Annotated in this window: 28 protein-coding genes; 9 read left to right on the forward strand and 19 right to left on the reverse strand. The window is 73.7% G+C overall.

Annotated elements, in window-relative coordinates; genetic code table 11:
- Positions 1-402: 402 nt before the first annotated feature.
- Positions 403-1,134, reverse strand: coding sequence for a VIT1/CCC1 transporter family protein (locus ACF073_RS30435; protein ID WP_392074618.1), 732 nt, complete (start codon positions 1,132-1,134; stop codon positions 403-405).
- Between the two features lie 261 nt (positions 1,135-1,395).
- On the opposite strand from ACF073_RS30435, the gene ACF073_RS30440 reads away from it, so the two are divergent.
- The 7 genes from ACF073_RS30440 (at position 1,396) to ACF073_RS30470 (ending at position 9,506) form a co-directional block, all read left to right on the forward strand.
- A complete protein-coding gene (locus ACF073_RS30440) occupies positions 1,396-2,727 on the forward strand; it encodes an ADP-ribosylglycohydrolase family protein (RefSeq protein WP_392074619.1) in 1,332 nt (443 codons plus the stop codon).
- A 130-nt stretch (positions 2,728-2,857) separates the two neighbouring features.
- Positions 2,858-3,976, forward strand: coding sequence for an ADP-ribosylglycohydrolase family protein (locus ACF073_RS30445; protein WP_392074620.1), 1,119 nt, complete (start codon positions 2,858-2,860; stop codon positions 3,974-3,976).
- An 8-nt stretch (positions 3,977-3,984) separates the two neighbouring features.
- Positions 3,985-5,169, forward strand: a complete 1,185-nt coding sequence (locus ACF073_RS30450; RefSeq protein WP_392074621.1) for an ADP-ribosylglycohydrolase family protein — start codon at positions 3,985-3,987, stop codon at positions 5,167-5,169.
- Entirely contained in the window at positions 5,157-6,554 is a 1,398-nt protein-coding gene (locus tag ACF073_RS30455; RefSeq protein ID WP_392074622.1) for an ADP-ribosylglycohydrolase family protein, read from the forward strand. Before ACF073_RS30450 ends, ACF073_RS30455 begins: the two co-directional genes overlap by 13 nt.
- On the forward strand, positions 6,551-7,444 hold the full coding sequence (gene rbsK / locus ACF073_RS30460; protein WP_392074623.1) for a ribokinase: 894 nt from the start codon (positions 6,551-6,553) through the stop codon (positions 7,442-7,444). The genes ACF073_RS30455 and rbsK overlap by 4 nt, the downstream gene beginning before the upstream one ends.
- On the forward strand, positions 7,441-8,646 hold the full coding sequence (locus ACF073_RS30465; protein WP_392074624.1) for a CaiB/BaiF CoA transferase family protein: 1,206 nt from the start codon (positions 7,441-7,443) through the stop codon (positions 8,644-8,646). The genes rbsK and ACF073_RS30465 overlap by 4 nt, the downstream gene beginning before the upstream one ends.
- Positions 8,643-9,506, forward strand: a complete 864-nt coding sequence (locus tag ACF073_RS30470; RefSeq protein WP_392074625.1) for an HpcH/HpaI aldolase/citrate lyase family protein — start codon at positions 8,643-8,645, stop codon at positions 9,504-9,506. Before ACF073_RS30465 ends, ACF073_RS30470 begins: the two co-directional genes overlap by 4 nt.
- A 76-nt stretch (positions 9,507-9,582) precedes the next feature.
- On the opposite strand, the gene lgt is transcribed toward ACF073_RS30470, so the two are convergent.
- The 11 genes from lgt to hisI form a co-directional block, all read right to left on the reverse strand.
- Complete coding sequence (lgt, locus tag ACF073_RS30475) at positions 9,583-10,602, reverse strand: prolipoprotein diacylglyceryl transferase (RefSeq protein WP_392074626.1); 1,020 nt, start codon at positions 10,600-10,602, stop codon at positions 9,583-9,585.
- 82 nt (positions 10,603-10,684) lie between these two features.
- Positions 10,685-11,458 (reverse strand): DsbA family protein, encoded by a 774-nt coding sequence (locus ACF073_RS30480; RefSeq protein WP_392074627.1) that lies wholly within the window; start codon positions 11,456-11,458, stop codon positions 10,685-10,687.
- 97 nt (positions 11,459-11,555) lie between these two features.
- Complete coding sequence (gene trpA, locus ACF073_RS30485) at positions 11,556-12,374, reverse strand: tryptophan synthase subunit alpha (RefSeq protein WP_392074628.1); 819 nt, start codon at positions 12,372-12,374, stop codon at positions 11,556-11,558.
- Complete coding sequence (trpB, locus tag ACF073_RS30490; protein ID WP_392074629.1) at positions 12,371-13,654, reverse strand: tryptophan synthase subunit beta; 1,284 nt, start codon at positions 13,652-13,654, stop codon at positions 12,371-12,373. The genes trpA and trpB overlap by 4 nt, the downstream gene beginning before the upstream one ends.
- Before the next feature lie 112 nt (positions 13,655-13,766).
- The gene (gene trpM / locus ACF073_RS30495; protein ID WP_392074630.1) at positions 13,767-13,955 is read right to left on the reverse strand and encodes a tryptophan biosynthesis modulator TrpM; all 189 of its coding nucleotides are present in this window, start codon (positions 13,953-13,955) and stop codon (positions 13,767-13,769) included.
- Positions 13,956-13,978: 23 nt separating this feature from the next.
- Positions 13,979-14,788 (reverse strand): indole-3-glycerol phosphate synthase TrpC, encoded by an 810-nt coding sequence (gene trpC / locus ACF073_RS30500; RefSeq protein ID WP_392074631.1) that lies wholly within the window; start codon positions 14,786-14,788, stop codon positions 13,979-13,981.
- A 135-nt stretch (positions 14,789-14,923) separates the two neighbouring features.
- Positions 14,924-15,391, reverse strand: coding sequence for a DUF2752 domain-containing protein (locus ACF073_RS30505; RefSeq protein WP_392074632.1), 468 nt, complete (start codon positions 15,389-15,391; stop codon positions 14,924-14,926).
- Between the two features lie 141 nt (positions 15,392-15,532).
- A complete protein-coding gene (locus ACF073_RS30510) occupies positions 15,533-15,790 on the reverse strand; it encodes an HGxxPAAW family protein (RefSeq protein WP_392074633.1) in 258 nt (85 codons plus the stop codon).
- Between the two features lie 156 nt (positions 15,791-15,946).
- Positions 15,947-16,585: a TIGR02234 family membrane protein gene (locus ACF073_RS30515; protein WP_392074634.1), complete on the reverse strand. Its 639-nt coding sequence runs from the start codon at positions 16,583-16,585 to the stop codon at positions 15,947-15,949.
- Between the two features lie 61 nt (positions 16,586-16,646).
- Complete coding sequence (locus ACF073_RS30520) at positions 16,647-18,125, reverse strand: anthranilate synthase component I (RefSeq protein ID WP_392074635.1); 1,479 nt, start codon at positions 18,123-18,125, stop codon at positions 16,647-16,649.
- 11 nt (positions 18,126-18,136) lie between these two features.
- Positions 18,137-18,538, reverse strand: coding sequence for a phosphoribosyl-AMP cyclohydrolase (hisI, locus tag ACF073_RS30525; protein WP_392074636.1), 402 nt, complete (start codon positions 18,536-18,538; stop codon positions 18,137-18,139).
- Between the two features lie 138 nt (positions 18,539-18,676).
- Here hisI and ACF073_RS30530 point away from each other — a divergent pair, with 138 nt between their 5' ends.
- Positions 18,677-19,312 (forward strand): TIGR03085 family metal-binding protein, encoded by a 636-nt coding sequence (locus tag ACF073_RS30530; protein WP_392074637.1) that lies wholly within the window; start codon positions 18,677-18,679, stop codon positions 19,310-19,312.
- 29 nt (positions 19,313-19,341) lie between these two features.
- Positions 19,342-19,740, forward strand: coding sequence for a VOC family protein (locus tag ACF073_RS30535; RefSeq protein ID WP_392074638.1), 399 nt, complete (start codon positions 19,342-19,344; stop codon positions 19,738-19,740).
- A 7-nt stretch (positions 19,741-19,747) separates the two neighbouring features.
- Here ACF073_RS30535 and ACF073_RS30540 read toward each other — a convergent pair whose 3' ends face one another.
- The 7 genes from ACF073_RS30540 to ACF073_RS30570 form a co-directional block, all read right to left on the reverse strand.
- On the reverse strand, positions 19,748-20,995 hold the full coding sequence (locus tag ACF073_RS30540) for an MFS transporter (protein WP_392074639.1): 1,248 nt from the start codon (positions 20,993-20,995) through the stop codon (positions 19,748-19,750).
- Between the two features lie 14 nt (positions 20,996-21,009).
- Positions 21,010-21,594, reverse strand: a complete 585-nt coding sequence (locus ACF073_RS30545; protein ID WP_392074640.1) for a helix-turn-helix domain-containing protein — start codon at positions 21,592-21,594, stop codon at positions 21,010-21,012.
- 85 nt (positions 21,595-21,679) lie between these two features.
- The gene (gene hisF / locus ACF073_RS30550) at positions 21,680-22,435 is read right to left on the reverse strand and encodes an imidazole glycerol phosphate synthase subunit HisF (protein WP_392074641.1); all 756 of its coding nucleotides are present in this window, start codon (positions 22,433-22,435) and stop codon (positions 21,680-21,682) included.
- On the reverse strand, positions 22,432-22,827 hold the full coding sequence (locus ACF073_RS30555; protein ID WP_392074642.1) for a RidA family protein: 396 nt from the start codon (positions 22,825-22,827) through the stop codon (positions 22,432-22,434). Before ACF073_RS30555 ends, hisF begins: the two co-directional genes overlap by 4 nt.
- Positions 22,824-23,549, reverse strand: coding sequence for a bifunctional 1-(5-phosphoribosyl)-5-((5-phosphoribosylamino)methylideneamino)imidazole-4-carboxamide isomerase/phosphoribosylanthranilate isomerase PriA (gene priA / locus ACF073_RS30560; RefSeq protein ID WP_392074643.1), 726 nt, complete (start codon positions 23,547-23,549; stop codon positions 22,824-22,826). Before priA ends, ACF073_RS30555 begins: the two co-directional genes overlap by 4 nt.
- Positions 23,550-23,552: 3 nt before the next feature.
- On the reverse strand, positions 23,553-24,197 hold the full coding sequence (gene hisH, locus ACF073_RS30565) for an imidazole glycerol phosphate synthase subunit HisH (RefSeq protein WP_392074644.1): 645 nt from the start codon (positions 24,195-24,197) through the stop codon (positions 23,553-23,555).
- Positions 24,194-24,358, reverse strand: coding sequence for a hypothetical protein (locus ACF073_RS30570; protein WP_392074645.1), 165 nt, complete (start codon positions 24,356-24,358; stop codon positions 24,194-24,196). The genes hisH and ACF073_RS30570 overlap by 4 nt, the downstream gene beginning before the upstream one ends.
- Between the last annotated feature and the right edge of the window lie 2 nt (positions 24,359-24,360).

The raw sequence follows: 24,360 nt of genomic DNA on the forward strand, positions 1-24,360 counted from the left end.
GAGATCAAAATTTCGTGCAGGTTACATGATGGAGTGGTTCTCGGGAAGTGGATACACCATTCCAGCATGCGGACGCCGCGGTCGCGGCGGAGGTGCCGCGCGAACGCGACGAGTGCCGTGGATCCGCGGCGGTCGCCGTGGGGTGACGGCGGCGGCGCCGGGGTACGGCGGGGTGCCACGCAGTGGCGGCCAACGCGTTATGGGGGGACCGTGTCGGACGAGATCGGTCGGATCGCGCCCGGTGGCCCGAAAATGTGCTTGAGGGGAGCGTCATCGCCCACCCCGGGGGTGTGCGGCAGGCGTCATTGCCCACAGCGCTTACGGCTCATGCCCGTTGATTAAGGACTCGAAACCAGCGAGTAACGGGTATTTATGCGGCCCATCGTATAGATACCGATACCACTATCCTACGGCCGTTCCGAACAGGCTGCCCAGGGCGTACGTCACACCGGCCGCCGCACCGCCGAGCGCGAGCTGCCGCAGACCGCTGAACCACCAGCTGCGCGCCGTCACCTTGGCCACGACGGCCCCGCACGCGAAGAGCCCGACGAGAGCGAGCAGGACGGCGGGCCAGAGCACGGTGGCACCGAGCAGGTACGGCAGCAGGGGCAGCAGGGCGCCGAGAGCGAACGAGCCGAACGACGACACGGCCGCGACCAGCGGCGACGGCAGATCGCCGGGGTCGATGCCCAGCTCTTCCCTGGCGTGTATCTCCAGGGCCTGCTCGGGGTCCTTCGACAGCTGCCGGGCGACCTGCCGGGCCAGCTCCGGCTCGACCCCGCGCGCCACGTACAGCGCGGCCAGCTCGTCCTCCTCGTCCTGCGGGTGCTTGCGCAGCTCGCGGCGCTCGACATCGAGTTCGGCCTCGACGAGTTCGCGCTGGGAGGCGACGGAGGTGTACTCGCCGGCCGCCATGGAGAAGGCGCCGGCGGCGAGCCCCGCGAGACCGGTGATGATGATGGTCTGCTGGCTCACGGCTCCGCCGGCCACGCCCGTCATCAGGGCGAGGTTGGAGACCAGGCCGTCCATCGCGCCGAAGACGGCGGGGCGCAGCCAGCCGCCGTTGACATCGCGGTGCGTGTGGTTGTCGCGGTGCGCCACGTGCAGCGCGGCCTCGGTTTCGATGATGGCCATGCGGACCCCCAGTAAGCTAAGCCAAAGCTAACTTTGGACAAGTTCTACTTTTTTACAACGCCAAACCTATGCCCCCTACTTCCCGTGCGCCAGCAAGGAAAGGCTGGGCTAACCTGCGATTTCCCCGCCAAGCGCTCAGATGTGCGATAGATGGCTCAGATGCCGAGCGGGTGACAGAGGCCCGCCCCAGGCTCGCCCGGCCCCCTCCCGTGGGACACATCCGCAAAGGGTCCCGTGCGACCCCGCCGAAGGAGGCCGTCCATGGCATCGATCGCCTGCACTCCCCCGGTCCCGGTACCCGGGGACGCCGCCGGACTCCGTGAGCGGGCCCGTGGGGCGCTGCTCGGCCTGGCGGTCGGCGACGCGCTCGGGGCCCCGGCGGAGAACCTCAAGCCCTCCGAGATCCGTGCCCGCTGGGGGCGGATCACCGGGTACGTGGCCGAGCGGCCCTGCGGCACGGACGACACCGAGTACGCGATCTTCTCCGGTCTGCTGCTGGCCCGGCACGGCTCGGCGCTCACTCCGGCGGACGTGGAGGCGGCCTGGCACGAGTGGATCGCCGACCGGGCCGAGGGCCCCTTCCGCGGCGCGGGCTTCAGCGAGCGCGGAACGCTGGAGAACCTGCGCCGCGGCCTCGCCGCGCCCATCTCCGCCCAGCACCGCCACGCCTGGAGCGACGGTCTGGCGATGCGGGCGGCCCCCTTCGGCGTCTTCGCCGCCGGGCGCCCCGCCGAAGCGGCCCGGCTGGTGGCGATCGACGGCTCGGTGAGCCACGAGGGCGAGGGGATCTACGGCGGCCAGGCGGTCGCGGCGGGTGTGGCGGCGGCGATGACCGGGGCCACGGTTCCGGTGGTGATCGCCGCGGCCCTCGCGGTCGTCCCGGACGACTCCTGGACGGCGCGTTCCCTGCGGCGGGCGGTGGCGGTGGCCCATCGGGGGGAGCGCGCGGTCCGCTCCGCGGTCGTCATCGGCGGCTATCCCTGGACCGACCTGGCCCCCGAGGCGGTGGCCCTCGCGTTCGGGGCGTACGCGGCGGCGGACGGCGACTTCCGGGAGGCGGTCCTGACGGCCGTCAACATGGGCCGCGACGCGGACACCACGGCGGCGGTGGCGGGCGCCCTGTCGGGCGCCACCCAGGGCCTCGCGGCGATCCCCCCGGCCTGGGCGGAGGCCATCGGCCCGGCGCGCGGCCGCTGTCTGCCGTCGATGGCCGGCCACCACGTGCTGGAGGTGGCGGACCTGCTGGTGGACGGGGCGCCCCCGCCCCGGGCCGTCCTCGCGCGGCCGACCGGAACAGCCCCGCCCGCCCTCCCCGGGCCGGCCGAAACACCCCCACCGCCCCTCCCACAACCGACCGAACCCCTCCCGCCCCTGCCGGCCCTCACACAACCGACCGAACCCCTCCCACCCCAACCGGCCCTCGCGCAGCCGACCGAACCCCTCCCACCGCAGCCGCCCCTCCCACAGCCGGCCGACCCTCTCCCGCCCCAGCCGGCCACCATCCAGCCGGCGGAGGGTCCCGGGGGCGAGGGGCGCAGCCCCTTGGTGGGGGCCGGGAATGCCGGGCAAGCGGACGGTGAGGGCAGGCCATGACAGGGCACGCGGACAGGGAGGGCGGGGAGGCCATGACAGGGGACGCGTACGGCGAGGCGCACCGCATGACGCCGGACGGCGACGACGAGGGGCACGGCAGGACCGCGGACGCGGACCGCGCGGGCCGGTCATGACGGCCCGCCGTATCGAGGGGCTGCTGCTCGGCCTCGCCGCCGGGGACGCCGCCGGCTGGCCCGCCGCCCGGCACCGGGCCGTGCGGATGCCCGAGTGGACCCGCCGGCTGACCCGGGAGCTGGACACCTTCGCCGAGCAGAACGCCACCACCACCCTGCCGGTGCCGATCGCCCTCAACCAGCCCCCCGAACCCCTCCGCCTCGGCCCCTCCGACGACGCCGAGTGGGCGGTGTTCGCCGCCGAGGCGGTGCTGCGGGCCGGCGACGACGACGTCCTCGGCGACCTCAGCCGGGCCCGCCGGATGCGCGCCGCCATCGACCTCACCTGGACCGCCGTGGCCTCCGAGGTCGCCGCCGCCGCCGACCGCGCCCCGGAGATCGAGTCCGCCGTACTGCCGCTGCGCGCCCGGATCTCCGTCCGCGCCGGCCTCGGCAACCTCGCCGCAGGGCTGCGCCCGCCGGCCACCGGCCACGACAACCCGCACTACTTCGACGACGCGGCCTGCGTGCGCGCCTGCGTCCTCGCCGTGGCCCACCCCGGCGACCCGCTGCAGGCCGCCTCGCTCGCCGAGTTCGACGCCCGCTACACCCAGGACGGCGACGGCGTGCACGGCGCGCGGGCGATGGCGGCGGCCCTCTCGCTCGCCCTCGCCGACGCGGACACGGACACCTGTGTCACCGCCGCGCTGGCCGAACTCCCCGCCGACACGGAGATCGGCCGCAACACCCGCCACGCGCTCGCCCTGGCCGAGGACAGCGAGTCCGCCTTCGCCCTGGTCCCCCTGCTGGAACACCAGATCGTCGACCACGTCTACAGCTACGGCATCGCCGCCGCCGAGACCGTCCCCGTCGCCCTCGCCCTGGCCACCGCCGCCCGGGGCCGGATCGCCGAGGCCGTACCCGCCGCCGCCTGCCTGTCCCGGGTCGCCGACTCCGCCCCGGCGCTGGCGGGCGCGCTCACCGGCGCCCTCGGCGGCGGCGCCGCCGTCCCGCGGACCTGGCGGGACGCCTGCCGCATCCTGCCCGGCTGCACCCTGCCCCGCCTCACCGGTACCGACCTGGTGGAACTCGCCGGACTCCTGGAAGCCGCACAACCGGCCCGGCCAGGAGGATGATTCGGGGCATGACGCCCAAAGGAGAAGAAAGCCGCGCGCCAGGTCCGCGCGGCCTCGCCGACCGCATCACCAGCGCCCTGGTCGGAGCGGCCGTCGGCGACGCCCTCGGCGGCCCGGTCGAGGGCTACTCCCCCGACCAGATCGCCGAGCGCCACGGCGGTCGCGTCCACGGCATCGTCGGCCCCTGGCACGGCGACGCCTGGCGGACGGCACGCCCCATCGCCCCGTACCACAAGGGCGACGGACACGTCACCGACGACACCCTGATGACCCACGCGCTGATCCGGGTCTACGACCGGGTCCGCGACCACCTGGACGCGTACGCGATCACCGACCACCTGGTCCCGGACCTGATGACCACCCCGCGCTGGATCCCGGAGCTGGAGGCCGAGGCGCTGCCGCTGCACCGCCTCTTCCTCGCCGAGAAGTGGCTGGTGGCCCGGCTGGCCTACGGTCATGCCGATCCCCGGGAAGCGGGCGTGGGCAACATCGTCAACTGCGGGGCCGCGATGTACATGGCCCCGGTCGGCCTGGTCAACGCGGCCCACCCGGCCGCCGCCTACGCCGAGGCGCTGGACATCGCCGGCGCGCACCAGTCGTCGTACGGCCGGGAGGCCGCCGGGGTCTTCGCCGCCGCGGTCGCCGCCGCCACCGCACCCGACGCGACCCCGGACACGGTGGTGGCCGCCTGCCTGGACCTGGCGAAGGACGGCACCCGCACGGCGATCGAGCAGGTCTGCGAAGTCGCCGCCCGGCACCGGGACTTCGAGTCGGCGCTCGGTCCGCTGCGCACGGCGGTGGCCCCGTACGACACCGTCGGACCGGACTACCGCGCCCCCTCGCTCGCCGCCCGCCGCCCCTCCCGGCTGCACTCCATCGAGGAACTCCCCGTCGCCCTGGGCATGCTGGTCGTCTCCGGCGGCGACTACCGGCACGCCGTGCTCGGCTCGGTCAACTACGGCCGGGACTGCGACTCGATCGCCACGATGGCCGGTGCCCTCGCGGGCGCGCTCGGCTCGCCCGTGCCCGATGAGTGGGCGAAGACGGTGGCGGACGCCAGCCGCCTGGACCTGTGGGCGCCGGCCCGTACCCTCACCGAGGTCACCTGTGAGGTCTTCGAGCGGGACGTCCGCCGCCGGCGGGCCCATGAGCAGGCCTTCTCCGCGCTCGGAGGCCGGCCGTGCTCCGACTGACCTGGGTCCAGCCGGAGGATCTGCTGGGCCACGAGCTGCGCCAGGCCCGTCTGGACGGGCGCGAGCCGTCGGCGGTCGAGGCGCGCTGGCGGGCGGCGGGCGGCCCGGACGCCCCGGAGCGCGCGGGCGCGTCCGGGCACCGGGTCTCCCGTTATCTGCGGCTGCTCGCCGAGGACCTGCTGGACGAACTCGCCGATCTGCCCAGCAGACTGGCGGACGACGAACCCACGGACCTGGCCGCGATCAAGGCGGCCTGCCCCGGCTGGCCCAAAGCGCGGACCGCCGCCCCCCTCGCCCCGGGAGCCGCCGGGAAGGCCGCCCCGGGAGCGGCAGGGGAAGCCGCCCTGGAGGCCGCCTGGCTCGGCCGGGCCATCGGCTGCCTCCTCGGCAAGCCCGTGGAGAAACTCCCGCTCGACGGCATCCGCGCGTTGGCACGGGCCGCCGGCAACTGGCCCCTGGCCGGCTACTTCACCGCGAAGGGCGTCCCGCGGGAGCTGCTCGACGCACACCCCTGGAACCGCCGCTCGGCTGCCACCTCCCTCGCCGAGAACATCGACGGCATGCCCGAGGACGACGACCTGAACTACCCGCTCCTCAACCTCCTGCTGCTCCGGCGCCACGGCCGGGACTTCACCACCGACGACGTGGCCCGGCTCTGGCTCGACGAGCTGCCGCCCGGCCGAACCTTCACCGCCGAGCGCCTGGCCTACCGCAACCTCCTGGCCGGCATCGAACCCCCGCACACGGCCCGGCACCGCAACCCGTTCCGCGAGTGGATCGGCGCCCTGATCCGCGCCGACGCGCACGGCTGGACCAACCCCGGCGACCCGGCCGCCGCAGCCGGCCAGGCACACCGCGACGCGGTCCTCACGCACACCGGCAACGGCGTCTACGCGGCGATGTTCACCGCCGCCGCCATCGCCGCCGCCGCCGGAGGGTGCGACGTCCACGCCTGTCTGCGCACCGGCCGCGCGGTGGTCCCGGCCCGCTCCCGGCTCGCGAAGGCGATCGACCACGCCATCCACCTGGCCACCGTCACCCCGGACTTCGACGACGTCGTGGACGAACTGCACGCCGTCCACGGCCCCGCCCACCACTGGGTCCACGCCCTCCCCAACACCGCCCTGATCGCCGCGGCCCTCACCCACGCCGACGGCGACTTCACCGGCTCCATCCGCCGCGCGGTGTCGGGCGGCTGGGACACCGACTCCAACGGCGCGACCGCGGGCAGCATCGCCGGCCTGCTCGCCGGCACCCCCGCGGCGCTCCCCGACCGCTGGCGGGCCCCGCTGAAGAACCGGCTCGCCACCACCGTCGCCGACTTCGACGGCACCGGCTTCGACACCCTGGCCCACCTCACCCACCTGGAGGCGACCCGCTCATGACCCATATCGCCGTCCTCGGCAGCACCAACATGGACCTCGTCGCCTATGTCGCCAAGGCCCCGCAGCGCGGGGAGACCGTGACGGGCCGGGAGTTCCACACCATCCCCGGCGGCAAGGGCTCCAACCAGGCCATCGCCGCGGCCCGCGCCGGCGCCACCGTCTCGATGATCGGCGCGGTCGGCAACGACGCCTTCGGCCTGCGGCTGCGCGACACCCTCGAACACTCCGGCGTCGACACCGACTTCCTGCGCACGGTCGAGGGCCCCTCCGGCACCGCGCACATCGTGGTGGACGACGAGGGCGGCAACGCGATCGTCGTGATCCCCGGCGCCAACGGCACCGTCGACCACCTCTCCCCCGGCGACGAGGGGGTGATCGCGACCGCGGACGCCCTGCTGCTGCAACTGGAGATCCCGCTGGCGGCGGTCGTCGCGGGCGCCGAGGCGGCCCGCCGGCACGGCGTCCGGACCGTCCTCACCCCGGCCCCGGCCCAGCCGCTGCCGCCCGAACTCCTCGCCGTCACCGACCTGCTGGTGCCGAACGAGTACGAGGCGGTCACCCTGACCGGCCGCACCGACCCCCGCGAGGCCGCGACGGCCCTGCTGGACCTGGTGCCGGAGGTCGTCGTCACCCTGGGCGCGACAGGCTGCCTGTACCTCACCCGGAACGCCGAACCGCTCGTGGTCCCCGCCCCCCGGGTGACGGCCGTGGACTCCACGGGAGCGGGCGACACCTTCGCCGGCACGCTCGCCGTGGCGCTCGCCGAGGAGAAGCCGGTGCGGGAGGCCCTGTCCTGGGCCGCCGCCGCGGCGGCGATCTCCGTCCAGCGGGCCGGGGCGTCGGCGTCGATGCCGTACCGCCCGGAGATCGACGCCCAGTTCACCGCATGAGTACGACGACGCGGACGCCCCCGGCCCTGGACGGCCTGCGGGTGCTTGACCTGGCCACCCTGTTCGCCGGACCGATGGCCGCCACGCTGCTCGGCGACTTCGGCGCGGAGGTCGTCAAGGTCGAGCATCCCCGGCGGCCCGACCCCGCCCGCGGCCACGGCCCGGCCAAGCACGGCGTCGGCCTGTGGTGGAAGGTGCTCGGCCGCAACAAACGGACCCTCACCCTCGATCTGTCCACCCGCGGCGGCCGTGCCGTCCTGCTGCGGCTCGCCGCCACCGCCGACGTGGTGATCGAGAACTTCCGGCCCGGCACCCTGGAGAAGTGGGACCTGGGCTGGCCCGAGCTGTCGGCGGCCAACCCCCGGCTGATCCTCACCCGGGTCACCGCCTTCGGCCAGTTCGGGCCGTACGCGCACCGCCCCGGCTTCGGCACCCTCGCCGAGGCGATGAGCGGCTTCGCCGCGGTCACCGGTGAACCGGGCGCACCCCCGACCCTGCCGCCCTTCGGCCTCGCCGACTCGGTCGCGGGCCTGGCGACCGCGTACGCCGTGCTGACGGCGCTGGCCGGGCGCGAGCGCACCGGCACGGGCCAGGTCGTCGACATGGCGATCATCGAACCGATCCTGTCCGTCCTCGGCCCGCACCCCACCTGGTACGACCAGCTCGGCCATGTCCAGGAACGCACCGGGAACCGCTCGGCGAACAACGCACCGCGCAACACCTACCGCACCGCCGACGGCTCCTGGGTCGCCGTCTCCACCTCCGCGCAGTCGGTCGCCGAACGGGTGCTGCGGCTGGTGGGCCGCCCCGAGCTGATCGAGGAACCGTGGTTCGCCACGGGCGCGGACCGGGCCGCCCACGCCGATGTGCTGGACGAGGCCGTCGGTTCCTGGATCGCCGCCCGCACCCGCACCGAGGTGCTCGCGGCCTTCGAGAAGGCGCAGGCCGCCGCGGCCCCCGTCCAGGACGTCCGGGACGTCCTGGCGGACCCGCAGTACCAGGCCCTGGACACGGTCACCACCGTGGCCGACCCGGAGCTGGGCCCGCTGCGCATGCAGAACGTCCTGTTCCGCCTCTCCGCCACGCCCGGCGCGATCCGCTGGGCCGGCCGCCCGCACGGAGCCGACACGGACGCCGTCCTCGCCGAACTGGGTCTCGCCCCGGCCGACATCGCGGCCCTGCGCGCGGAGGGCGCCCTGTGATCCGCCCTCCGCTCACCTGGCTCTACGTCCCCGGCGACCGCCCGCACGTCGTGGCCAAGGCGCTGGCGGCGGGCGCCGACGTGGTGGTGGTCGACCTGGAGGACGCGGTCGCCCCCGACCGCAAGGAGTACGCCCGCGCGGCCACCGCGGAACTCCTCGCCGAGCCGCAACCGCAACCGCAACGGCAACCGCAGCCGCAGCCGCAGCCGCACCAGCCGGTCGCGGTCCCGGTCCATGTCCGCGTCAACGCCCCGGACAGTCCCTGGGTCGCCGCCGACCTCGCCGCGCTGGCCGGCCTGCCGGGCCTGGCCGGGCTGCGGCTGCCGAAGGTGACGGCTCCGGAGCAGGTACGGCAGGTCGCCGTGGCCACACCGGTGCCCCTGTACGCGCTGCTGGAGTCGGCCCTCGGCATCGAGCACGCCTACCTCATCGCCACCGCCCACCCCGCTCTGCGCGGCATCGCCATCGGCGAGGCTGACCTCCGGGCCGACCTGGGGGTACGGGCCGACTCGGGCCTCGACTGGCCGCGCTCCCGGGTGATCGTCGCCGCCCGCGCGGCGGGCCTCGCCCCACCGCCGCAGTCGGTCCACCCCGACATCCGCGATCTGGACGGCCTCGCCGCGTCCTGCGCCCACGGCCGCGCCCTCGGCTTCCTGGGCCGCGCCGCGATCCACCCCCGGCAGCTCCCGGTGATCGAGCGGGCCTATCTGCCCACCCCGGCGGAGATCGAACACGCCGAGGCGATCACCGAGGCGGCGGCCGCCGAGCAGGGCGCCCAGGCCCTCCCCGACGGCCGCTTCATCGACGCGGCCGTGGTGGCGATGGCCCGGCGCACCCTCTCCCTGACACCCGGGCCCTGACCCCGCCGGCCGCCCGCCCGGACAGACCGAGGGCGCCCGGAAGATCCGGGCGCCCTCGGTGTCGTACGACCGGCGGTCAGCTCTTCTTCGCCGACTCCGCCTCGTCCTTCGCGGCCCCTTCGGAGCCCTCGGCCTTCTCCTCGGCGACGTCGGTCTTCTCCATGGAGACCTCGGTCCTGCCCTCGGCCTTGTCCTCGGCCTTGTCCTTGTCCGCTGCGTCCTCCGTCTTGCCCTGGGCCTCGGTTACGCCCTCGGCGACGGCGTCCGCGCCGGAGGCGACCGCCGCGGGTTCGACCACGGCCTCCCGGCCCGGCCGCTTCTTCGACGACACCACGATGTACACCACCGCGAGCAGGAAGACGAGCAGCGCCGTCCAGTCGTTGAGGCGCAGGCCCAGGATGTGGTGGGCGTCGTCCACCCGCATGTACTCGATCCAGCCCCGGCCCACGCAGTACGCGGCGACGTACAGGGCGAACGCCCGGCCGTGGCCCAGCTTGAAGCGGCGGTCCGCCCAGATCACCAGGAAGCCCACGCCCACGCACCACAGGGACTCGTAGAGGAAGGTCGGGTGGTAGTAGCCCGGCACCCGGCCGCCCTCGGAGGAGGTGATGTGCAGCGCCCAGGGGACATGGGTCTCGCGGCCGTACAGCTCCTGGTTGAACCAGTTGCCCCAGCGGCCGATGGCCTGCGCGAACGCGATGCCGGGGGCGACGGCGTCGGCGTACGCCGGCATCGGGACGCCCCGGCGGCGGGCGCCGATCCACGCGCCGAGCGCGCCGAGCGCGATCGCGCCCCAGATGCCCAGGCCGCCCTCCCACACCTTGAAGGCGTCCACCCAGTCACGGCCCTCGCTGAAGTACAGCTCGTAGTCCGTGATCACGTGATAGAGCCGGCCGCCGACCAGGCCGAAGGGCACGGCCCAGACGGCGATGTCGGCGACCGTGCCGGACTGCCCGCCACGGGCGATCCAGCGCTTGTTGCCGTACCAGACGGCGACGAAGACTCCGATGATGATGCAGAAGGCGTAGCCGCGCAGCGGGATGGGGCCGAGATACAGCACCCCGTGCGACGGGCTGGGGATGTAGGCAAGGTTCATGGCAGGTCCGACGCTACCGTGCCGGGCCGCGGGGACGGCAAGCAGCCCGGCTACGGGTCCATAACGGGGGCGTGGGAATCGCTCACCCGCGGGCGGCCGCCTCCACCATCTGCTTGAGCTTGGCCGGGGTCATCGACTGGTCCTGGTAGATGTTCTTGCCGCCGAGCAGCACCGTGGGCGTACCGCTGAAGCCGCCGGCCCGGAAGGCCTGGTTGGACTTGTCCACCCAGGTGTTGTGGGTGCCGTCCTCGACGCACTTGCGGAACGCGGGGGTGTCCAGGCCCTTCACCTTGCCGGCCAGCTGGATCAGCTTGGCGTTGTCGGCGAAGGCGTCGTCGGACTCCTCGGGCTGGTTCGCGAACAGCACGTCGTGGTAGTCGCGGAACTTGCCGGCGTCCTGGGCGCAGGCCGCCGCGTTCGCGGAGTGCAGCGAGCCGGTGCCGCCGAGGTTGCCGTCGATCAGCCGGACCAGGTGGTACTCGACTCTGAGCTTGCCCGCGTCGGCCAGTTCGTGCAGCGTCGGCCGGTACGCCGTCTCGAAGGCCTTGCAGGCCGGGCAGCGGAAGTCCTCCCAGACGGTGAGCGTGGACTTGGCGCCGTCCTTGCCGACCGGGATCGCGAGGCTGTCCTTGCCCTGCGCGCCCGAGGGCGCCACGGCGGGGCCTGCGCTGCTGCCCTTGTCCTTGCCGGCGTTCGCGGCGACCACGCCGATCACCGCCGCGAGGCCCAGGACGCAGACGACGCTCGCGCCCACGATCAGCGTGCGCCGTCGCTTGTCAGCGGCCTTCTGCTTCTCACGCTCGACCGCCAGCCGCTCCCGGGCGGTGCGCTTTCCGTCACGGTTCTTGTCGCTCACACCCCCAGAACGAACCGGGGAGGCGCAGCGCGCCTCCCCGGTCCCAGGTCCACCCGTTCGAGTGACCGAATCACCCGATACAGGACATCGCAGACGGTTACCGCGCTCCGCGGACGCCCTTCGCCAGCAGGCCGGCCAGCTCGCGGACCGCCGCGATGCCGGAGGCGTGGTCCGGCGCGTCCAGCATCCGCTTGACGAAGGCCGAGCCGACGATGACGCCGTCCGCGAAGCCGGCCACCTCGGCGGCCTGGGTCGCGTTGGAGACGCCGAGGCCGACGCAGACGGGCAGGCCGGTGCCGGTGCCGCGGGTGCGCTGGACCAGGTCCTGGGCCTGCGCGCCGACGGACTCACGGGTGCCGGTGACGCCCATCAGGGAGGCCGCGTAGACGAAGCCGCTGCCCGCCGCGGTGATCTCGGCGAGCCGCTCGTCCTTGCTGCTCGGCGCCACGACGAAGATCGTGCCGAGTCCGTGCTTCTCGGCGTGCTCCCGCCACAGCGCCGACTCCTGCACCGGCAGGTCGGGCAGGATGCAGCCGGCGCCGCCCGCCTCGGCCAGCTCGGCGGTGAAGCGCTCCACGCCGTAGCGGTCGATGGGGTTCCAGTACGTCATGACGAGCACCGGCTTGCCGGTGGCCCGGTATGCCTCGCGGACCGTGCGCATGACGTCCGCGATCTTCACACCGCCGCGCAGGGCGATGTCGTCGGCGGTCTGGATGACCGGGCCGTCGAGCACCGGGTCGCTGTGCGGCAGGCCGACCTCGACGACATCGGCGCCGCCGTCGAAGACGGCCTCGATCGCCTCGATGCCGCCGTCCACGGTCGGGAAGCCGGCCGGGAGGTAGGCGATGAGCGCGGCGCGGCCCTCCGCCTTGGCGCCCGCGAGGGTGTCGGTCAGCAGCTGGACGTTCCCGCTCACTTGGCGTCCCCCTCGATCTCGGCGGTGTCGGCTTCGTTGGCGGCCACCGCGGCGTCGGTGTCGTAGAGGCCGAAGTAACGGGCGGCGGTGTCCATGTCCTTGTCGCCGCGGCCGGACAGGTTGACGACGATCAGGCCGTCCCTGCCCAGCTCCTTGCCGACCTCCAGGGCGCCGGCCAGCGCGTGGGCGCTCTCGATGGCCGGGATGATGCCCTCGGTGCGGGACAGCAGGCGCAGGGCCTGCATGGCGGCGTCGTCGGTGACCGCGCGGTACTCGCCGCGGCCGGAGTCCTTCAGGTAGGAGTGCTCCGGGCCGATGCCGGGGTAGTCGAGGCCGGCCGAGATCGAGTACGGCTCGGTGATCTGGCCCTCCTCGTCCTGGAGGACGTAGGACCGGGAGCCGTGCAGGATGCCGGGCTCGCCCGCGGTGAGGGTGGCCGCGTGCTCGCCGGTCTCGATGCCGTGCCCGGCGGGCTCGCAGCCGATCAGGCGGACGCCCTCGTCGGGGATGAAGGCGTGGAAGAGGCCGATGGCGTTGGAGCCGCCGCCGACGCAGGCGACGGCCGCGTCGGGGAGGCGGCCGGCGCGCTCCAGCAGCTGGCGGCGGGCCTCGACACCGATCACCCGGTGGAAGTCGCGGACCATCGCCGGGAAGGGGTGCGGTCCCGCGACCGTGCCGAACAGGTAGTGGGTGCGGTCGACGTTGGCGACCCAGTCCCGGAACGCCTCGTTGATGGCGTCCTTGAGGGTGCGGCTGCCGGACTTCACGGCGACGACCTCGGCGCCGAGCATGCGCATCCGGGCCACGTTCAGGGCCTGGCGCTCGGTGTCGATCTCGCCCATGTAGATGGTGCAGTCGAGGCCGAACAGCGCGCACGCGGTGGCCGTCGCGACGCCGTGCTGGCCGGCGCCGGTCTCGGCGATGACCCGGGTCTTGCCCATCCGCTTGGTGAGCAGGGCCTGGCCGAGCACGTTGTTGATCTTGTGCGAGCCGGTGTGGTTGAGGTCCTCGCGCTTGAGGAACACCCGGGCGCCGCCGGCGTGTTCGGCGAACCGGGGCACCTCGGTCAGGGCGCTGGGCCGGCCGGTGTAGTTGACCAGCAGGTCGTCGAGCTCGCGGGCGAACTCGGGGTCGTGCTTGGCCTTGTCGTACTCGACGGCGACCTCGTCCACGGCGGCGACGAGGGCCTCGGGAATGAACTTGCCGCCGAAGGCACCGAAGTAGCCTTCGGGGGTGGGGACTTGACCCTGGGGGTCAGGGAAGAAGAATTCGCTGGGCATGCGGGAACCTCACGGTGAGTGTGCTGTGCTGGAACAGTCGCCGTGGGGGCAGGGCTTGTCCGCGGCTCTCAGGCCGTCCGCGGCCGGTCGCCCGCGCGGTGGTGGCCGCGCATCAGACGGAGCCCCGCGCCCCCTGAGGGGCGCGCTGCCATCGCATGCCGTTCACTTGCCCGGGTTCGTCGCCGATGACGTACCGCACCCGGCGGCCGTGGACACGCCTCGCGGGGGCGCGGCAGCCCCTCGGGCGGCAGCCGCGCGCCAGGCCGGCGTACCGGTCCACGGTCGTCATGGTGAGAGTCATCGGTGTCAAGCCTAGCCGCTGGTTCAGCCCCGGCCGTGGCGCAGTGCCGGGTGCTCGCCCGCCGCCACCAGGTCGGCCACCGCCGCCTTCGGGTCGCGGCCGGTCACCAGGGACTCGCCGACCAGCACCGCGTCGGCGCCGGCGTTGGCGTAGGCGATCAGGTCGTGCGGCCCGCGCACGCCGGACTCGGCGACCTTGACGAGGTGGTCCGGGATCTCCGGGGCGACCCGCTCGAAGGTGTTGCGGTCGACCTCCAGCGTCTTCAGGTTGCGCGCGTTGACGCCGATGATCTTGGCGCCCGCGTCCACCGCCCGGTCGACCTCGTCCTCGTCGTGCACCTCGACGAGCGGGGTGAGTCCGATGGACACCGCCCGCTCGATCAGCGACTCCAGGGCCGGCTGGTCCAGGGCGGCCACGATCAGCAGCGCGAGGTCGGCGCCGTACGCACGGGCCTCCCACAGCTGGTACGAGGTGACGATGAAGTCCTTGCGCAGCACCGGGATGTCCACGCGCGCGCGGACGGCCTCCAGGTCGGCGAGGGAGCCGCCGAAGCGGCGCTGTTCGGTGAGGACGGAGATGACGGCCGCGCCGCCCGCCTCGTAGTCCGCGGCCAGCCCGGCCGGGTCGGCGATCGCCGCCAGCGCGCCCTTGGAGGGGCTGGAGCGCTTGACCTCGCAGATCACCTTGACGCCGTCGCCCTTGAGCGCGGCCACCCCGTCCTTGGCGGCGGGTGCCTTGGCCGCGCGCTCCTTGAGCTCGTCGAGGCTGACGCGTGCCTGCCGTTCCGCCAGGTCGGCACGGACTCCGTCGATGATCTCGTCGAGCACACTCACCCGAGCGGCCCCCTTCCAGACGGTCGTTCCTTCAGGTTCTGAAAACCCGTGGTCAATGCGATGGTATCCGCAGGAGGGCCGAGGCTTCGCATCCTGTGGACGCCCGCTCTCCCTACCTGGGCATTCGCTGTTCGATCAAGGGTGGAGCCAGCCACCGAACGGCAGGTTCCGGACGATGGTGAACACCAGCAGCAGAACCCCGGCCGTCCACAGCGGCGCCGGCCCGGGAGCGATCCGCAGCGGCCGTCCGCGCGCCGCGCGCACCACCCAGACGGTCCACAGCACGGCGAAGCCCAGGCAGGCCGCCACGCCCGGCGCGTTGTCGCGCAGGGCGGCGAGGAGGTCGCCGTGGACGAGGGCGTGCACGCCGCGCAGTCCGCCGCAGCCCGGGCAGTACAGGCCCGTGAACCGGTACAGGGGGCAGACGGGGTAGTGGCCGGGTTCGTTCGGGTCGACGGCCGCGACGTACGCGAAGGCACCGGCGGCGGCGGTGAGCACGCCCGCGGGGGCGGCCAGGCGCCGCGGGACGGACGCGGGCGGCGGGACCTGGCCCGGGGCGCTCCACGGGGCCGGGGGCGGGACCGTACGGCTGTCGGCGTTCACGCGGGCATTCTGCCCCGGCGGTGCGGCCCGCGCGCGGGCGGCGGGGCCGGACGGGGAGTCGGGACGCGGCCCCGGACGGGCGAGGGGCGGCCCGCCACCCTCACCGGGTGCCGGACCGCCCCTCGCGGGAAGCCTGGTCGCTCAGCCCTCGGCGCCGACCGGCTCGCGGGTCGCGGCGGGCACGACGTGCTGCGGGGTGCGCGCCTGCTTCGGCTGGCCGAGGCCCATGGCGCGCATGATCATGCCGACCACGCCGCCGAGGACCACGATCACCATGCCGGCCCAGAAGCCGACCGGCTGGGCCATCACCATGAAGGCGCCCGAGACGCAGAAACCGATGAAGGCGATGATGACACCGGTCCACGCGGCCGGGGTGTGACCGTGGCTGCTGCCCGCCATGACTTGCTCCTCGTTGCTGGGTACGTCTCGTAGTAGGCGTCGTACGTGTCCGTACGGTTCCGGGCCGGGCCGTCGCTGTCCGAGCCGGATGCTCGCCCTCCATTGTCCCGTACGCGCACGCGTGCCGGACGCGGGGGTGGCGTCTGATTCACCACATCAGGCGCCGGTGGGATCCTCGCCCCGGTCCAGGGCCTTCCAGATCTCCTCGGGGCGCTCGGGGTCGGCCGGCCGGGCCGTGCGCCGCGGGCGGGCGGTGCCGCGCTCGTAGCGCCCGGACATCGCGGGCCACAGGCTGCCGTAGCGCAGGGCGAGCAGCCCCGCGAGCAGGATCAGCAGGCCGCCGGCGGCCGCCACGTAGGGCCAGCCGGTGTGGCTCAGCGCGTCGACCGTGGCGGAGGTGTCGCCGCTCGCCTTCGCGGCCTGGTCGTCCAGGACCGAGCTGTCGGAGGCGGCCGTGAGGGCCGCGACGGCGATGCCGGCGCCGGAGAGCGCGAGCAGCCCGGAGACGGCGAAGCGGCCGGCCCTGCGGACGGCGAAGACGGCGACGAGCGCGGCGAGGCCCACTATGGCGAGGGCCGCGGGCACGCCCGTGACGTCGCTGCCCTTGGCGGTCAGCGGGAACGCGCCGCCGGCCACCGTCGCGGTGCCCTCCGCCCAGCGCTGGCGGGTCGCGAGCAGCGCCACGGCCGCGCCGAGCGCACCGAACAGGAGGGCCACGGCGAGGCTCCGCCGGCCGGACCGGGCGGGTGCGGCGGCTTCGGAACGGGGGTGAGGTACAGCTGTCACGTACTCCACTATCGCCTGAACCCCGGGCGAACCGGCACCCGGGGTTCCCCGGAGGGGCGTGAGAAGCGCCCTATTGCGCCAGGCGGTTCGCCGTGTGCACCGCCCGCAGCACCGCCGCCGCCTTGTTGCGGCACTCCTGGTCCTCGGCGACCGGGTCGGAGTCGGCGACGATGCCGGCGCCCGCCTGGACGTAGGCCGTGCCGTCGCGGAGCAGGGCCGTGCGGATGGCGATCGCGGTGTCGGAGTCGCCGGCGAAGTCCAGGTAGCCGACGCAGCCGCCGTACAGACCGCGCCGGGAGGGCTCCAGTTCGTCGATGATCTGCATCGCGCGCGGCTTGGGGGCGCCGGACAGGGTGCCGGCCGGGAAGCAGGCGGTCAGCACGTCGAAGGCGGTGCGGCCCGGGGCCACCGTGCCGGTGACGGTGGAGACGATGTGCATCACGTGCGAGTAGCGCTCGACGGACATGAAGTCGACCACCTCGACCGAGCCGGGCCGGCAGACCCGGCCGAGGTCGTTGCGGCCGAGGTCGACCAGCATCAGGTGCTCGGCGCGCTCCTTGGGGTCGGCGAGCAGCTCCTCGGCGAGGGCCTGGTCCTCCTGCGGGGTGGCGCCGCGGTGCCGGGTGCCGGCGATGGGGTGGACCATCGCGCGCCCGTCCTCGACCTTCACCAGTGCTTCCGGTGAGGAGCCGACGACGTCGAAGCCGTCGAAGCGGAACAGGTACATGTACGGCGAGGGGTTGGTGGCCCGCAGCACCCGGTAGACGTCCAGGGCGCTGGCCGTGCACGGGGTCTCGAAGCGCTGGGAGGGCACGACCTGGAAGGCCTCGCCCGCGCGGATGCGCTCCTTGACGTCCTCGACGGCCCGCTGGAAGTCGGGGCCGCCCCACAGCGCGGTGTACGCGGGCAGTTCGGAGGGCGGCAGGTGGGCCGGGGGCTGGGCGACCGGGCGGGAGAGGTCCGCCTCCATGGCGTCGAGGCGGGCCACGGCGTCCGTGTAGGCCTCGTCGACGCCCGTGTCCAGGTCGTTGTGGTTGATCGCGTTGGCGATCAGCAGGACCGAGCCCTCCCAATGGTCCATCACCGCGAGATCGCTGGTGAGGAGCATGGTCAGCTCGGGCAGCTTCAGGTCGTCGTGCTCGCCGGGGCCGATCTTCTCCAGGCGGCGGACGATGTCGTAGCCCAGGTAGCCGACCATGCCGCCGGTGAAGGGCGGCATGCCCTCCTGGTGCGGGGTGTGCAGGGCCTGGAGGGTGGCGCGCAGGGCCGCGAGGGGGTCGCCGTCGGTGGGGACGCCGACGGGCGGGGTGCCGAGCCAGTGGGCCCGGCCGTCCCGCGCGGTGAGCGTGGCGGCGCTGCGCACCCCGACGAAGGAGTACCGGGACCAGGACCGGCCGTTCTCCGCGGACTCCAGCAGGAAGGTGCCGGGGCGCTCGGCGGCCAGCTTGCGGTAGAGCGCGACCGGGGTGTCGCCGTCGGCGAGGAGCTTGCGCGTGACGGGGATGACCCGGCGGTCGGTGGCGAGCTTGCGGAAGGTCTCTAGGTCCATGGCCGCTGACCTTACTGATCGGACGCCGCGGCGGCGGAATCCGCGTCCTCGATCAGGACGTCCTCGTCGAAACAGGTGCGTGCGCCGGTGTGGCAGGCCGCGCCCACCTGGTCGACCTTGACCAGCAGCGTGTCGGCGTCGCAGTCCAGCGCCACCGACTTCACCCACTGGAAGTGGCCGGAGGTGTCGCCCTTGACCCAGTACTCGCTGCGGCTGCGCGACCAGTAGGTGCAGCGGCCGGTGGTGAGCGTCCGGTGCAGCGCCTCGTCGTCCATCCAGCCGAGCATGAGCACCTCGCCGGTGTCGTACTGCTGGGCGATGGCGGGGACGAGCCCGTCGGCGCTGCGCTTGAGGCGCGCTGCGATCTGCGGGTCGAGGCCGCTGGGCCGGGGGCTTGGGGGCGTACTGGTCATGGCAGCCATTGTGCCGCGTGGCACCAGCAGGGCGGGACGGCGTCCGGACAGTGGCCGGTGCCTCGGGAAGCGGCCGGCCGGGGGGTGGTGGCGGGGGGACGGGTGGGCGGACCGTTTACGTGGTCGTAGGCTGACAGCATGTCGACCTTCGCCAAGCGTGAACGGCTTCTGCTCGCTGACCTCTTGGAAACCGTCGGCCCGGAGGCCGAGACCCTCTGCGAGGGCTGGCGGACCCGGGACATGGCCGCGCACGTGATCGTGCGCGAGCGCCGTCCGGACGCGGCGGGCGGCGCGCTGATCAAGCAGCTCGCCCCCCGTCTCGAACGGGTGATGGCCGAGTACACGGCGAAGCCGTACGAGGAGCTGATCCAGCTCATCCGTACCGGCCCGCCGCGCTTCTCACCCTTCCAGCTCAAGCAGATCGACGAGGCGGCCAACACCGTCGAGTTCTACGTCCACACGGAGGACGTGCGCCGTGCCCAGCCGGACTGGAGCCCGCGCGAGCTGGACCCGGTCTTCCAGGACGCGCTCTGGTCCCGCCTCGAACGCACCGCGCGGCTGATGGGCCGGGGCGTGCCGACGGGTCTGGTGCTGCGCCGCCCGGACGGCCAGACGGCGGTGGCGCACCGGGGCGCCCCGGTGGTCACGGTGACCGGTGAGCCGTCGGAGCTGCTGATGTTCGCGTTCGGCCGGCAGAACGCGGCCAAGGTGGCCGTCGACGGGGACGCGGACGCGATCGCGAAACTCAACGAGTCCAAGCAGCTGGGCATCTGAGACCGCCCGGCGCCCCGGAGAGGCCGCCCGTGATCAAGGTCGCGATGACCGGCGTGTACGTGGACGACGTGGCGACGGCGCACGCCTTCTACACGCACGTCCTCGGCTTCGAGACCCGGATCCACCGGGACCTCGGCGACGGCACGTCCTTCGTGACGGTCGGGGCGCCCGAGGGGGGCCAGCCGGACCTCCAGTTGCTGCTGGAGCCGGGCCGGGGCCCGATCTCAGAGCCCTACCGCCGGGCGCTGTACGAGGCGGGGCTGCCGTGCATCGTCTTCTCCGTGGACGACATCCGGGCCGAGTACGAACGGCTGGACGGGCTGGGGGTCCGGTTCACGCACCCTCCGCAGCGGCAGGGCCCGGTGCTGGCGGCGGTGTTCGACGACACGGTGGGCAATCTGGTGCAGCTGGTGCAGCCGGGCGGGTGAGACGGCGTCAGCCGGGCAGCTCCGCGCGGCGCAGGCCCGGCACCAGCAGGGCGACGAGCCCGCCGAGGCCGCAGACGGTCGCGCTGACGGCGTAGACCGGGCCGAGGCCCCAGGCGCCGATCGCGGCGGCGGCGAACGGCATGCTCAGCGGGGTGAGGCCGAGGCTGACCAGCCCGGAGACTGAGGTGACCCGGCCGAGGTAGGCGGGGTCGGCCTGGGTCTGCAGCAGTGCGCCGCACAACGCGCCGCTGAGCCCGGTGAGCAGGCCGACGAGCACGGCGGTGCCGACGGCGGCCGGAAGGGTCGCGACGAAGCCGAGGGCGCCGACGGCCACGGCACCGGTGGCGCACGCGCAGCCGATGACCAGGCCGGCGCGGGGCAGCCGGCCCCGGACGGCCAGCAGCAGCGAGGCGGCTCCGGCGCCGGTGCCGAACCCGGCGAGCACCCAGCCCATGCCGGAGGCACCCCAGCCGCGGTGGTCGGCGAGCAGGGCGAGACCCACGTTCAGGGGGCCGACGAAGCCCAGGTCGCCGAGGGCGATGGCGAGCATCAGGGGGGCGAGGACGCGGTGGCGGCGGATGTAGCGCAGGCCGGCCCTGAGGTCGTTCAGGGCGGTGGTCCGCGGGGCGCCGGGCGTCGGCGCCCCGTCCTCGGGCAGGTCGCGCATCCGCACGGAGATCAGCAGCGGCAGGGAGACGGCGATGAGCAGCCCGGCGAGGGCGAAGGCCGCGGACGCGCCGCCGACGGCCACGCCGAGCCCGCCGAGCGGTGCGCCGACCACGCTCGAGAAGCGGATGGCGAGCCCGCGCATGCCCTGGACCCGGGCGAGCTGGCTCTTGTCGGTGAGCCGGGCCGGGAGGGCGCCGACGGCCGGCAGGAAGACCGCGTCGACCGTGCCGAAGACGAACGCCAGCAGGGCCAGCGGCCACAGGCCGGGGCTGGTGAGGAAGAGCAGGGCGGCCACGGCGAGGACGGCCGCGCACCGCACGGCGTCGCTGCCGATGACGACTCTCCTGGGCCCCAGCCGGTCGGCGATCACTCCCCCGCCGAGCATCAGCACGGCGCGCGGCAGCGCGCTGACGGACATCACGACACCGGCCTGGGCCGGGGTCCCGGCCTGGACGGCGGCCCAGGACAGGGCGAGGTAGTAGACGCCGTCGCCGAGCATCGAAGAGGTGTACGCGGCGAGCCAGCGCAGGACGTTGGAGTCGCGGTGGGCGCGGGCGGTCGCCGGCGGTATGAGCGTGGCGGTCACGGAAGCGGGTCCTCTCAGGCGCGGAACGGGAAGCCGTACACGTGCAGCGCGACGTGCTCGCGCCCTTCGGTGTCGCCGTCGGCGGCGGCCCGGCCCAGCTCGTCGTACTTCCTGACCAGGGCGAGCAGCTCCTGCCTGAGGGCGTCCAGCTCCCCCGCGGTGAGGCGGAGCAGGGACTCGGTGTCGGGTGCGGCGGCGTTCCACTCGGGGCTCCAGGTGGAGCGCTCGTCGAGGTAGCGGCGGTACAGGTCGGCGCGCTGCTCGTGGAAGAGGCGGGTCGCCGCCAGATGGGCCGCCGCCTTGTCGGGGGCGTCCCGGAAGTCCTTGTCCCGGATGCTCACGCCCTGGGACGAGGGCTGCCACCAGCGCTCGCGCCCGTCCGCGCTCTGCGGGTCGGCCTCCTCGATCAGCCCGTGCCCGGCGAGCTTGCGCAGGTGGTAGCTGACCAGGGAGACGGCCTCGTCCACCTGGTCGGCCAGGTGCGAGGCCGTCGCCTTGTCCGCCACGCACAGGGCCCGGTACAGCTTCATCCGCAGCGGATGGGCGAGCGCCTTGAGCGTGCCCACGTCCGTGATGGAGCGGCTTCCTTCATCCGTCATGGGCACAACACTAGGTACAAAAGAAAAGTTGCACAACACATTTTGCGCAACTTCTCTTTCGCATCTGCCGGAGGCAGGCGCGGCGTCACCGCACCGGGTGCCCCGCGCCCCGCAGCGTCTCCTTGACCTCGCCGATGCGCAGGTCGCCGAAGTGGAACACCGACGCGGCCAGCACCGCGTCCGCGCCCGCCGCGACGGCCGGCGCGAAGTCGGCCAGCTTGCCGGCGCCACCGGAGGCGATCACCGGGACGGTCACGTGCTTGCGGACCGCCGCGATCATCTCCAGGTCGTAGCCGTCCTTCGTGCCGTCCGCGTCCATCGAGTTCAGCAGGATCTCGCCGGCGCCGAGGTCGGCCGCCCGGTGCGCCCACTCCACCGCGTCGATGCCGGTGCCGCGCCGGCCGCCGTGGGTGGTCACCTCGAAGGTGCCGCCGGGAGTGCGCCGGGCGTCCACCGACAGCACCAGCACCTGGCGCCCGAAGCGCTCGGCGATCTCGCGGATGAGCTCGGGGCGGGCGATCGCCGCCGTGTTGACGCCCACCTTGTCGGCGCCGGCCCGCAGCAGTCTGTCCACGTCGTCGGCCGTGCGGACGCCGCCGCCCACCGTCAGCGGGATGAACACCTGCTCGGCGGTGCGGCGCACCACGTCGTAGGTCGTCTCCCGGTTGCCCGAGGACGCGGTGATGTCCAGGAACGTCAGCTCGTCGGCGCCCTCGGTGTCGTACACCTTGGCCATCTCGACGGGGTCGCCCGCGTCGCGCAGGTTCTGGAAGTTGACGCCCTTGACGACGCGGCCGTTGTCCACGTCAAGGCAGGGGATGACCCGTACGGCCAGTGTCATGCGGACACCCCTCGGAACGCCTCCACCTCGACCTCGACGACCAGGCTGGGGTCCACGAAACCGGAGACGATGATCATCGATGAGGCGGGCCGGACGGTGTCGAACAGCGCCTTGTGGGCGCGGCCGACCTCCTCGACGTCGCGGGCATGCGTGAGGTACATGCGCGTGCGCACGACATCGTCGCGGCCGAGCCCCAGCTGCTCCAGCGCGGCCAGCGCCACGTTGAAGGAGTTGACCGCCTGCTCGTACGGGCCGCCCCCGGAGATCTGCCCGTCCACGATGGACGTGCAGCCCGAGATCAGCACCAGGCCGTTCGGCAGCTCCACCGCGCGGGAGTAGCCGAACTGCTCCTCCCAGGGAGCGCCGGTCGACACACGTCGTACGTCACTCACTCGGCCACCGCCTCCAAGGCTTCTTCCAGGGTGAACGCCTTCGCGTACAGCGCCTTCCCGACGATGGCGCCCTCGACACCGAGGGGTACCAGGTCCGCGATGGCGCGCAGGTCGTCCAGGGACGACACGCCGCCGGAGGCCACGACCGGGCGGTCCGTCGCCGCGCAGACGTTCCTCAGCAGCTCCAGGTTCGGGCCCTGCAAGGTGCCGTCCTTGGCGATGTCGGTGACGACGTAGCGCGCGCAGCCCTCCTTGTCGAGGCGCTCCAGCGTCTCGTAGAGGTCGCCGCCGTCGCGGGTCCAGCCGCGGCCGCGCAGGGTGGTGCCGCGCACGTCGAGACCGACGGCGATCTTGTCGCCGTGCTCGGCGATGACCTTGGCGACCCACTCCGGGGTCTCCAGGGCGGCGGTGCCGAGGTTCACGCGCTTGCAGCCGGTCGCCAGGGCGGCGGCGAGGGACGCGTCGTCGCGGATGCCGCCGGACAGCTCCACCTTGATGTCCATGGCCTTCGCGACCTCGGCGATCAGCGCGCGGTTGTCGCCGGTGCCGAAGGCGGCGTCCAGGTCGACCAGGTGCAGCCACTCGGCGCCGGAGCGCTGCCAGGCGAGGGCGGCCTCCAGCGGGGAGCCGTAGGAGGTCTCGGTCCCGGACTCGCCGTGCACGAGGCGGACGGCCTGGCCGTCGCGGACGTCGACGGCGGGGAGGAGTTCGAGCTTGGCCATGGTCTACAGGGTTCCGATCCAGTTGGTGAGGAGCTGGGCGCCGGCGTCGCCGGACTTCTCGGGGTGGAACTGGGTGGCCCACAGGGCACCGTTCTCCACCGCGGCCACGAACGGCTCGCCGTGCGTCGCCCAGGTGACCTTGGGGGCCTCGATCACCGGGTTGAGGGTCTCCAGGGTCCACTCGTGGACCGCGTAGGAGTGCACGAAGTAGAAGCGGGCGTCGGCGTCCAGGCCGGCGAAGAGCCGCGAGTCGGCCGGGGCGGCCACGGTGTTCCAGCCCATGTGGGGCACGACGTCGGCCTGGAGCGGCCCGACCGTGCCGGGCCACTCGTCAAGCCCCTCGGCCTCCACGCCGTGCTCGATGCCGCGGGCGAAGAGGATCTGCATGCCGACGCAGATGCCCATCACCGGGCGCCCGCCGGACAGCCTGCGGTCCACCACCCAGTCACCGCGGGCGGCGCGCAGGCCCTGCATACAGGCGGCGAAGGCACCGACACCCGGCACCAGCAGGCCGTCGGCGTTCATCGCCTTGTCGAAGTCGCGCGTTATCTCGACGTCGGCGCCCACGCGCGCGAGGGCGCGCTCGGCGGAGCGGACGTTGCCGAAGCCGTAGTCGAAGACGACGACCTTCTTGCCGCCGGTGCTCAATTCCAGACCTCCAGCCGTACGACACCCGCCACCAGGCACAGGGCCGCGCCGATGGAGAGCAGCACGATCAGGCTCGCCGGCATCTTCTGCTTGGCGAAGGAGATGATGCCGCCGACCAGGAAGAGACCGACGACGATCAGGAGGGTCGACAGACCGGTCATGG

This window comes from Streptomyces sp. NPDC015171 (assembly GCF_043079545.1).
GTDB lineage: Bacteria > Actinomycetota > Actinomycetes > Streptomycetales > Streptomycetaceae > Streptomyces.